The organism is Leisingera sp. MMG026 (assembly GCF_021654205.1).
Lineage (GTDB): Bacteria > Pseudomonadota > Alphaproteobacteria > Rhodobacterales > Rhodobacteraceae > Leisingera.
The window spans coordinates 1-7,128 of the sequence record NZ_JAKFZM010000087.1; the positions used below are offsets into that span (position 1 = coordinate 1).

General features: G+C 63.4%; 14 protein-coding genes. 8 read left to right on the top strand and 6 right to left on the bottom strand.

Annotated features, from left to right (window positions below):
• Positions 1–338: 338 nt before the first annotated feature.
• Positions 339–479 carry a hypothetical protein gene (locus L1069_RS23125; RefSeq protein WP_164982706.1) on the bottom strand — a complete coding sequence of 47 codons (141 nt, stop codon included), beginning with the start codon at positions 477–479 and terminating at the stop codon, positions 339–341.
• Between the two features lies 1 nt (position 480).
• The gene (locus L1069_RS23130; protein WP_134830281.1) at positions 481–1,200 is read right to left on the bottom strand and encodes a response regulator; all 720 of its coding nucleotides are present in this window, start codon (positions 1,198–1,200) and stop codon (positions 481–483) included.
• A gap of 176 nt (positions 1,201–1,376) precedes the next feature.
• Here L1069_RS23130 and mce point away from each other — a divergent pair, with 176 nt between their 5' ends.
• Positions 1,377–1,781, top strand: coding sequence for a methylmalonyl-CoA epimerase (gene mce / locus L1069_RS23135; protein ID WP_134830280.1), 405 nt, complete (start codon positions 1,377–1,379; stop codon positions 1,779–1,781).
• A gap of 56 nt (positions 1,782–1,837) precedes the next feature.
• A complete protein-coding gene (locus L1069_RS23140) occupies positions 1,838–2,113 on the top strand; it encodes a DUF1467 family protein (protein ID WP_129370239.1) in 276 nt (91 codons plus the stop codon).
• A 323-nt stretch (positions 2,114–2,436) separates the two neighbouring features.
• On the opposite strand, the gene L1069_RS23145 is transcribed toward L1069_RS23140, so the two are convergent.
• The gene (locus L1069_RS23145) at positions 2,437–3,126 is read right to left on the bottom strand and encodes an EI24 domain-containing protein (RefSeq protein WP_237457213.1); all 690 of its coding nucleotides are present in this window, start codon (positions 3,124–3,126) and stop codon (positions 2,437–2,439) included.
• Entirely contained in the window at positions 3,123–3,701 is a 579-nt protein-coding gene (locus L1069_RS23150) for a nitroreductase family protein (RefSeq protein ID WP_237457214.1), read from the bottom strand. Before L1069_RS23150 ends, L1069_RS23145 begins: the two co-directional genes overlap by 4 nt.
• A gap of 198 nt (positions 3,702–3,899) precedes the next feature.
• Here L1069_RS23150 and L1069_RS23155 point away from each other — a divergent pair, with 198 nt between their 5' ends.
• Positions 3,900–4,181 (top strand): DUF167 domain-containing protein, encoded by a 282-nt coding sequence (locus tag L1069_RS23155; RefSeq protein ID WP_237457215.1) that lies wholly within the window; start codon positions 3,900–3,902, stop codon positions 4,179–4,181.
• Positions 4,182–4,184: 3 nt separating this feature from the next.
• Here L1069_RS23155 and L1069_RS23160 read toward each other — a convergent pair whose 3' ends face one another.
• Entirely contained in the window at positions 4,185–4,424 is a 240-nt protein-coding gene (locus L1069_RS23160; RefSeq protein WP_129370243.1) for a hypothetical protein, read from the bottom strand.
• Positions 4,425–4,573: 149 nt separating this feature from the next.
• Between L1069_RS23160 and L1069_RS23165 the strand changes: the two genes are divergently transcribed.
• From L1069_RS23165 to L1069_RS23185, 5 genes are all read left to right on the top strand, one after another.
• The gene (locus L1069_RS23165; protein ID WP_237457216.1) at positions 4,574–5,287 is read left to right on the top strand and encodes a M48 family metalloprotease; all 714 of its coding nucleotides are present in this window, start codon (positions 4,574–4,576) and stop codon (positions 5,285–5,287) included.
• A 2-nt stretch (positions 5,288–5,289) separates the two neighbouring features.
• Positions 5,290–5,682, top strand: coding sequence for a YigZ family protein (locus L1069_RS23170; RefSeq protein ID WP_237457217.1), 393 nt, complete (start codon positions 5,290–5,292; stop codon positions 5,680–5,682).
• 88 nt (positions 5,683–5,770) lie between these two features.
• Positions 5,771–6,034 (top strand): DUF6455 family protein, encoded by a 264-nt coding sequence (locus L1069_RS23175; protein ID WP_027258172.1) that lies wholly within the window; start codon positions 5,771–5,773, stop codon positions 6,032–6,034.
• Positions 6,035–6,074: 40 nt separating this feature from the next.
• Complete coding sequence (locus L1069_RS23180; RefSeq protein ID WP_129370245.1) at positions 6,075–6,335, top strand: DUF6455 family protein; 261 nt, start codon at positions 6,075–6,077, stop codon at positions 6,333–6,335.
• A complete protein-coding gene (locus L1069_RS23185) occupies positions 6,332–6,607 on the top strand; it encodes a DUF6455 family protein (RefSeq protein ID WP_237457218.1) in 276 nt (91 codons plus the stop codon). The genes L1069_RS23180 and L1069_RS23185 overlap by 4 nt, the downstream gene beginning before the upstream one ends.
• A 106-nt stretch (positions 6,608–6,713) precedes the next feature.
• On the opposite strand, the gene L1069_RS23190 is transcribed toward L1069_RS23185, so the two are convergent.
• Positions 6,714–6,968: a CDGSH iron-sulfur domain-containing protein gene (locus tag L1069_RS23190; protein ID WP_237457219.1), complete on the bottom strand. Its 255-nt coding sequence runs from the start codon at positions 6,966–6,968 to the stop codon at positions 6,714–6,716.
• Between the last annotated feature and the right edge of the window lie 160 nt (positions 6,969–7,128).

Genomic DNA, 7,128 nt, shown 5'->3' on the forward strand with positions numbered 1-7,128 from the left:
GGCCGCCAAGCGCTGCGGCGCAAGCCGCTGAGCTGCGGGCGCGGGAGAACGCCCGAAGAAAGTGCGGATAGGGAAAACTATGATGATCCGGCTTGGAAATACGCCGATTGCCGCCTGGCTGGTCCGCAGACGTTTAGCAGGCTGGCCGTGCCCAATTTGCAAACGGAGCGTTGTTGCCCGTCGGGAGGAACATATCTTCTGGCTGGGTCCAGCCGGACAATCAGGGTACCGCCAGCTTTCCGCAGAAGGAGTGCAGACGGTTATGACACCAGTGGCAGGTCACCCTGTCCCAGCGGATGCGGCCAAAACCGGCAGGCGGCTATGGCGGCGCGCAGGGGTCACTGATTGCGTGATGAAAGGATCAATGCGCGGCTGTCAGTGCCCCCGCGATTGCGGCGGATGGCGCGGGCTTCCAGGCGGGTTTGGCCGTAAAGCACAATGACGAGCGTGGCGAGGGCGATGAGAAAAGCTTCGGCCATGTCAGATCGCCGCGCGGCGTTCCAGCCGCTCCTGTACAAGGCCGGCCAGGGTTGCAGCATCCTGGGTCAGCGGTTTGCCCTTGCGCCGGGAACGGGCCAGGCGGTCGGCGGCCTCGGCAAGCGGGTTGTCGCCGGCGCTGCGGGCAACGCCGCCCAGAAACTGCGCCAGATAAGCCAGGGTTTTTTCTTCCTGGTTCATGTTCAGCACATCGGCGGCATGGGCCATGTCATCGCGGTAGGCAAGGAAATCGGGTTCCACTGTTTCGTCTTCCAGCGCGCGCGGACCGGACAATTGGCGGTCGGGTGGCAGATTTGACAGAATTTTTTCCTGAAAGGCTGCAAGCGAGGTAATCGGTTTCTCCAGAAAACCGCCAGCCCCTGCTTCAAGCGCGGCCTCTTCAAGCGTTGGATCGCCCGAGGTGGCCAGGATCACGCCGGGGCGCGGGCTGGCCTCTGACAGTTCGCGGATCAGATCGAGGCCGGAACCGTCCGGCAGGCCGACATCGGCAATCAGCACCGACGGGCGGTAGACCTGCAGATGGCGGCGGGCGGATTTCAGGCAGTCTGCCCTGCGGATGCGGGCACCGCTGCGCAGACAGAGCAGGCGCAAAGCCTCGCAGGCAAAGCGGCTGTCCTCGACCACCAGGATAGTCAGCCCCAATAGCGGGCGCCGGGTGGTGGGCAGGCGTTGAGCGGCAGCAAACAGTTCCGAATCGTCCATAACGTATCCTCCTTGCGGGATATGCTCCGACGCTAGGGATTCGAGGCTAATTACTCGTTAACAGCGCGTGCTCTGCCGTTGTGGCAGGCTGCCGTGCGGATTGGCGCACTTGCCGCGGCGCAGCACCCATCCCATAAGCGGGGCGGAGGAATGTCTGTGAGAGGAGCACATCCGATATGATTGGCCGCTTGAACCATGTTGCCATTGCCGTCCCCGATCTGGAGGCCGCATCCGCCCAGTACCGCAATGCGCTGGGCGCCAAAGTGGGCGAGCCGCAGGACGAGCCGGATCACGGCGTCACTGTGGTGTTTATCGAATTGCCCAATACCAAGATCGAGCTGCTGTATCCCTTGGGGGAGAACTCGCCGATCAACGGCTTCCTGGAGAAGAACCCGGCCGGCGGCATCCACCATGTCTGCTATGAGGTGGAGGACATCCTGGCGGCGCGTGACCACCTGCTGGCCGAAGGCGCCCGGGTGCTGGGGTCAGGCGAGCCGAAGACCGGCGCCCACGGCAAGCCGGTGCTGTTCCTGCATCCCAAGGATTTCAACGGCTGCCTGGTGGAACTCGAAGAAGTTTGACGTTATGAGCACCCTGCCCCGGATCCGGGGCAGGGCAAAAACGGAAGGCCGGAGCTATGGGCGTTACATCTGCAATCGTGCTTTATGCAGTAATCTGGTTCCTGACCTTTCTGGTGATCATCCCGATCCGGCTGGAGACCCAGGGCGACAAGGGCGATGTGCTGCCCGGCACCCACGCGGGCGCGCCGGAAAAGCACTTTCTGAAGCAGAAGGCCTGGATCACCACCGGCGTGGCTGCGGTAATCTGGGGCATTACTGCCGGGATTATCCTGTCCGAACTGATCAGCGTGCGTGATTTTGACTGGATGGGGATGCTGCCTGAGCGGGACTGAACCGCGGGCAATTGTTGCAGCAGCACAGGCTCTCCCACCCGGCTGGGACGCATTGAAATGCGCCGCAGCCCGTTGGGCATGGCGCCGCGCTGATGCGCGGCGCGGTTGCGGCCAGCCCTTGCCGGGCTGGAGCAGGCCGCAACACATTGCGAAAATAGGAAGTGATAACAGGAAGTGTTTTTGCTGAGAAGCGCTTGAAAGGCAGGTCTGCCTTTCAAAACGCCATTTCCATTTTTCAACCCGCGGCAACCGCATCAAGGCTGAACCGCGCTGCCGCGCGGCGGCTGCGCCGGCCTTGACCCGGCTGCCGCGGGGGCGGCTGTCTATCTGCGGGACAGCGCGTGGTAGATATGGGTGAAAGTGGCGGCGCCCAGGATCGGGATCACCAGGTTCACCAGCGGCACCGACAGCGGCATCGCCATCAGCGTGCCGGCGGCCCAGATCGTGGTGGCATGTTTGCGATGCAGTTTCTTGGCCTCCGCCGTGCCAATGCGGCGGGCGGCGGCGAGGGTAAAGTATTCGCGGCCCAAAAGGAACCCGTTGAGGCCCCAGAAGATGAACAGTGCTGCGGGCGGGAACAGCACATAAAGAAACAGCGCCAGGATGTTGGCGGCAATCAGCAGGCCGAGGAAGTTCACCGTGTCCTTGACCGCATCCCAGAACGGCACCTTGGCCGCGGGGGGCAGGGCGGGGTAGTGTTTGTCCTCTACCGCCTGGGCGACCTCTTCCAGGAACATCGAGGTGATGGCCGAGGCCACCGGCACCATCAGGAAGACCGACAGCACCAGCAGGAAGAACAGCGAGCCGATAGACAAAAGGTCATCGACCCAGGTGACGTCACCCAGCAGCGGCAGGGTGGCTTCGGGACCAACCAGCCATTGGATCAGCATCAAAAAGCCTGCATAGGCAGCAATCAGCAGGGCAATGGTGAGGCCAAGCCCCAGAAACAGCACCTTGCGGAAGCGCGGGTCGCCGGTCTGGCCAAGCGTCTTGAAAAAGGCGGTGAAGATCATGCGGTCACCCAGGTTGTAATGGCATCCAGGTTCGGGCGCGGGCGCTCGGGCGGGGCGGAGCTTTCGGTGGCGATATGGATGATGCCGGCGATGTGCTCGTTTTCCGCCAGATCAAAAGCCGCCTGGCAGAAACCGCGGTCATGGCTGGCCCAGCCGCTGAGCCAGTTGGCGCCCCAGCCCGAGGCCAGGGCGGCATTCAGCAGCGCCAGGCAGACAGCACCGGCGGAGTAGATCTGTTCCCGCGCCGGGATCTTGGGGCTGTGTTTTTGCACCTCAACCACCACCACCGCTAGCTGGCCCTGGTCGAATTGGCTGCGGCCCTTGGCGATGTCCTCCGCAGTTTTGCCCAAGTGCGCGCCTGCCGCTTCGGTCAGGGCGGCCAGCCGGGCCATGGCGGACTTCTCCACCACGATGAAGCGCCAGGGTTCCAGCTTGCCATGATCAGGCGTGCGGGCGGCGGCGGTCAGGATCGGCAGCAGCTCTTCGCGCGACGGCGCAGGCGCCACCAGCGTTTTGGCCGGGCGTGAGCGGCGCGACAGCAGGAATTCAAGGGCGGCGTTATTGCGTGCAGGCATATGTGAAACCTTTTTACATCTGTTGCCGCCTATTTCGGCAAGCACTGGCGATTTTTCAAGAGCCAACGGGTCTTGCGTGCTGCACCTGTGCTGCAAAGGCAGCAGGCGGCGGGGCTGGGCTTCGTTGACCCGTTGGTAGCTGCGGGGCGGCGGTAAAGTCTATGGTTTTTGCTGCCCGCACAGGGCAAGTGTGGTGCTATGGGAAAGCCGAAGAAGAAAGACCTGCCGGACCTGAGCCAACTGTGTGTTCCGGGGGTGGAAATCGCGGTGCGGGCCGCGCCCAAGGCGGCGCGCAATGCGATTGTGCCGGCAGAGGGCGTGCTTAAGATTTCGGTTACCGCGGCGCCGGAGAACGGCAAGGCCAACGATGCCGTCCGCAGCCTTCTGGCCGCGGCAATGGGCACCGCGGCGTCCAATCTGGTCCTGCACCGCGGTGCAACCTCGCGTAACAAGGTTTTTGTCTACAACGGCCCGGCCTGACGCCTAGTCATCACCTGGCACAAGCCTGTAGACGCCCTCCGGCAGGTCCAGCGCTGCGGCCAGATCCCGCACCTGCAAATGGGACAAGGTGATTGTCTGCACTTTGTCGGTGCGCGGGTCGTATTGTTCGACCGTCACGCATTCGGTGAAGGAATTGATGGTCACATCCTCGGTGAGCGGGGTTCCGTCCTCATCCACCAGGGTAATAACCGTCGAGTCGAATTCATGCTCTATGGTAAACATAAGGCCAGCCTGCACTGCCGCCCGGCTGCTGGCAAGGCCTTGCAATCACAGACTATCACATGGATCTGGCAGCAAGGTTCCGCTGCCGGGCGATTGCCTTCCACCACCCATGCGCGATAAAGTGGCCCGGAACTGCAAAAGGAAGTGCCATGCGCCGTTTTCTGTGTCTCATTGCTCTTGCCGTCGGCGCCTGTGATGTAGCGATTGAGCCTGCGCCGCAATCTGCGCCGGTTGCGCGGACACCCCGGGTGCAGGGGATGGCACCGGGGGAGGCGCGCACCGCCTTTGCGTCGGTGTCCCGGCGGGTGGAGCCGGTGGCTGAACGCGCGTGCCGCAGCCGGACCCAGGGGCTGAACTGCGATTTTCTGATCCGCATCGATCCGAATCCCAACGCGGCTCCCAATGCTTATCAAAGCCTCGACCGTTCCGGCCGCCCTATCATCACCTTCACGCAGCGGATGCTGGGGCAGATCGCCAACCAGGACGAGCTGGCCTTTGTAATGTCGCATGAGGCCGCCCACCATATTCGCGGCCATCTGGCGCGGCAGGCGCAGAACTCGGCGCTGGTCAGCGCCGGTGCAGGGCTGATCACAGCCCTCGCGGGCGGCAGCGCCGCAACAGTTTCCACCGCACAGGATGTGGGCGGCTATGTCGGCGCGCGCACCTATTCCAAGGATTTTGAGCTGGAGGCGGATGAACTGGGCACCGTTATCACCCATCAGTCCGGTTACCGGCCCAGCATCGGCGTGCGCTTCTTCAACCGGCTGCCGGATCCCGGCGACCGTTTCCTGGGCACTCATCCTGCCAACCCGGACCGGGTGCGGGTGGTGCAGGCCACCATCGACCGCCACGGGCTGAACTGAGCATGACTGCCAAGGATCAGGCTGCGCCCGCGCTGGAGATGCTGGGTGTGGTGCTGACCGACCGCGGCTCGCGTTATGCAGTGACGGGGGCGCGGGTCGCCTCACGCGCGGAGGTCGACGCTGTGCTGGCTGAGCTGAAGTCTGACCGCGCCTATGCCAAGGCGACCCACAACACCTGGGCTGCGATGCTGCCTGCGGGCGGGCTTAAGGCTGATGACGGCGAGAGCGGCGCGGGCATGGTGATCCTGCGGATGATGGAGCGCGAGGGCCTGAAGGATCACGTGATCATCGTCACCCGCTGGTATGGCGGCAAGAAACTGGGCGGCGACCGGTTCCGCCGGGTGCAGGATGCGGTGCGGGCGTATCTCGGCCACCTGGGCGGGAAATCCGCCTGAACCCGGTCCCGTTTGACCTGCATCAAATCGGCGCCTGCCCCTTGCCGCTAAGCTGTACCCGAAATGAATGATTCCGGGGGACCGCGCGATGACCACCCATGCCGATCTGAAAAAGCACGCCGAACTGTTTGACCGGATGGCCGGCACCGTCGGGCTGGATCTTGAGGAAGAGGCCGTTGCCGGAACTTTGCGCTTTGACGAGATCGCCGAGGCAGTGCTGCGCTGCAGCCGTTGCGGCGGTGTCGGGGCTTGCCGCAAGTGGCTGGCCGAAGGGCCGCGCCCAGGTGCCGAGGCGCCTGATTTCTGCCGCAACCGCGACCTGCTTGGCTATTTGAACGAGCAGCAGGCCTGATGGCCCCGGAATTCTTCCGGTCTCTTTAGGGAGTTCGAACATGCAGCCATTGGGGGACCCTCTGTATCATCTGCGGCTGATGACCCGGATGGGCCAGGCTGCGGGGGCGGATCTTACATCTGCCTTTGCCGCGGGGGATATCAGCCACGCGGACTGGGCTGCGATGATCACCCGCTGCCGCGGCTGCGAAGCACGGGGGCAATGCGAGGCCTTCCTGTCCGCCAATGACCACACCAGGGCGCCGATGCCGGGTTGCCGCAATGCAGATGCACTGATGCAATTGAAGGACCGCAGTGCATGAGGGACATGGCTGCGGAGGCCCAGAGTCTCGGCAATATCTTCCGTCACCTATGGTTGCTGCGCGCCGTGGCCGGGGCTGCGGGCGTCGATCTGGATCATGCGGTGAAAACCGGGCAGCTCAACGGTTTGGACTATGCCCGGATGGTGACCTCCTGCCGCGGTGCGGGCTGCAGCAAATCCTGCGCGCTGTGGATTTCCGCCCGCCGCGGCGGCACCCCCGCTGTTCCGGAATTCTGTCCAGCTGCAGCTGTCTTTAAACAGCTGATGCCTTAGGCCGCTGCATGACCTGCCCAGCGTGACCTGCCCAGCGTGACCTGCCCAGTGTGACCTGCCCGGCGGGCTTGGCAGGCCTGGCGTGAATGGCGTGCGGGATGGTCTGCTAGAGTTTGGAGTGGCTGCCGTCGCATAAGGGCTTTTTGCCTGAGTGCTTGCAGCCGCAAAAGAACAGCTTGCCGTCCTTCTCTGCTTTGTATTTCACCGACTCGAACGCCGTGCCCTTGTGCGAGCCATCGCAGAACGGCTGCTTGGCGGACTTGCCACAGGCGCACCAGAAATAGGTCTTTCCCTCAGTCACCTCGACGGGGAAGGGGGCTTTCCGGGCGATTTCCGGTGCTGGTGTGCGGTCACTTGGCATGGCTGGGGGCTTTCCCTGGCTGGTTGCGGTTGGGGGAGAGCGTAGCAGGGATTTGGTGCGAGGGGAGGGGGAGACATCCAGTTGGTCCATACAAGGGGCACTACGTGAAGTGGTTGGCTGCGCTGGTACCCTTTGCACTTGTTAGCCTTTTAAATCTTGC

Coding starts and splice junctions, on each gene's coding strand:
- L1069_RS23125 (WP_164982706.1), bottom strand. CDS start 479: ATGGCCGAAGCTTTTCTCATCGCCCTCGCCACGCTCGTCATTGTGCTT.
- L1069_RS23130 (WP_134830281.1), bottom strand. CDS start 1,200: ATGGACGATTCGGAACTGTTTGCTGCCGCTCAACGCCTGCCCACCACC.
- mce (WP_134830280.1), top strand. CDS start 1,377: ATGATTGGCCGCTTGAACCATGTTGCCATTGCCGTCCCCGATCTGGAG.
- L1069_RS23140 (WP_129370239.1), top strand. CDS start 1,838: ATGGGCGTTACATCTGCAATCGTGCTTTATGCAGTAATCTGGTTCCTG.
- L1069_RS23145 (WP_237457213.1), bottom strand. CDS start 3,126: ATGATCTTCACCGCCTTTTTCAAGACGCTTGGCCAGACCGGCGACCCG.
- L1069_RS23150 (WP_237457214.1), bottom strand. CDS start 3,701: ATGCCTGCACGCAATAACGCCGCCCTTGAATTCCTGCTGTCGCGCCGC.
- L1069_RS23155 (WP_237457215.1), top strand. CDS start 3,900: ATGGGAAAGCCGAAGAAGAAAGACCTGCCGGACCTGAGCCAACTGTGT.
- L1069_RS23160 (WP_129370243.1), bottom strand. CDS start 4,424: ATGTTTACCATAGAGCATGAATTCGACTCGACGGTTATTACCCTGGTG.
- L1069_RS23165 (WP_237457216.1), top strand. CDS start 4,574: ATGCGCCGTTTTCTGTGTCTCATTGCTCTTGCCGTCGGCGCCTGTGAT.
- L1069_RS23170 (WP_237457217.1), top strand. CDS start 5,290: ATGACTGCCAAGGATCAGGCTGCGCCCGCGCTGGAGATGCTGGGTGTG.
- L1069_RS23175 (WP_027258172.1), top strand. CDS start 5,771: ATGACCACCCATGCCGATCTGAAAAAGCACGCCGAACTGTTTGACCGG.
- L1069_RS23180 (WP_129370245.1), top strand. CDS start 6,075: ATGCAGCCATTGGGGGACCCTCTGTATCATCTGCGGCTGATGACCCGG.
- L1069_RS23185 (WP_237457218.1), top strand. CDS start 6,332: ATGAGGGACATGGCTGCGGAGGCCCAGAGTCTCGGCAATATCTTCCGT.
- L1069_RS23190 (WP_237457219.1), bottom strand. CDS start 6,968: ATGCCAAGTGACCGCACACCAGCACCGGAAATCGCCCGGAAAGCCCCC.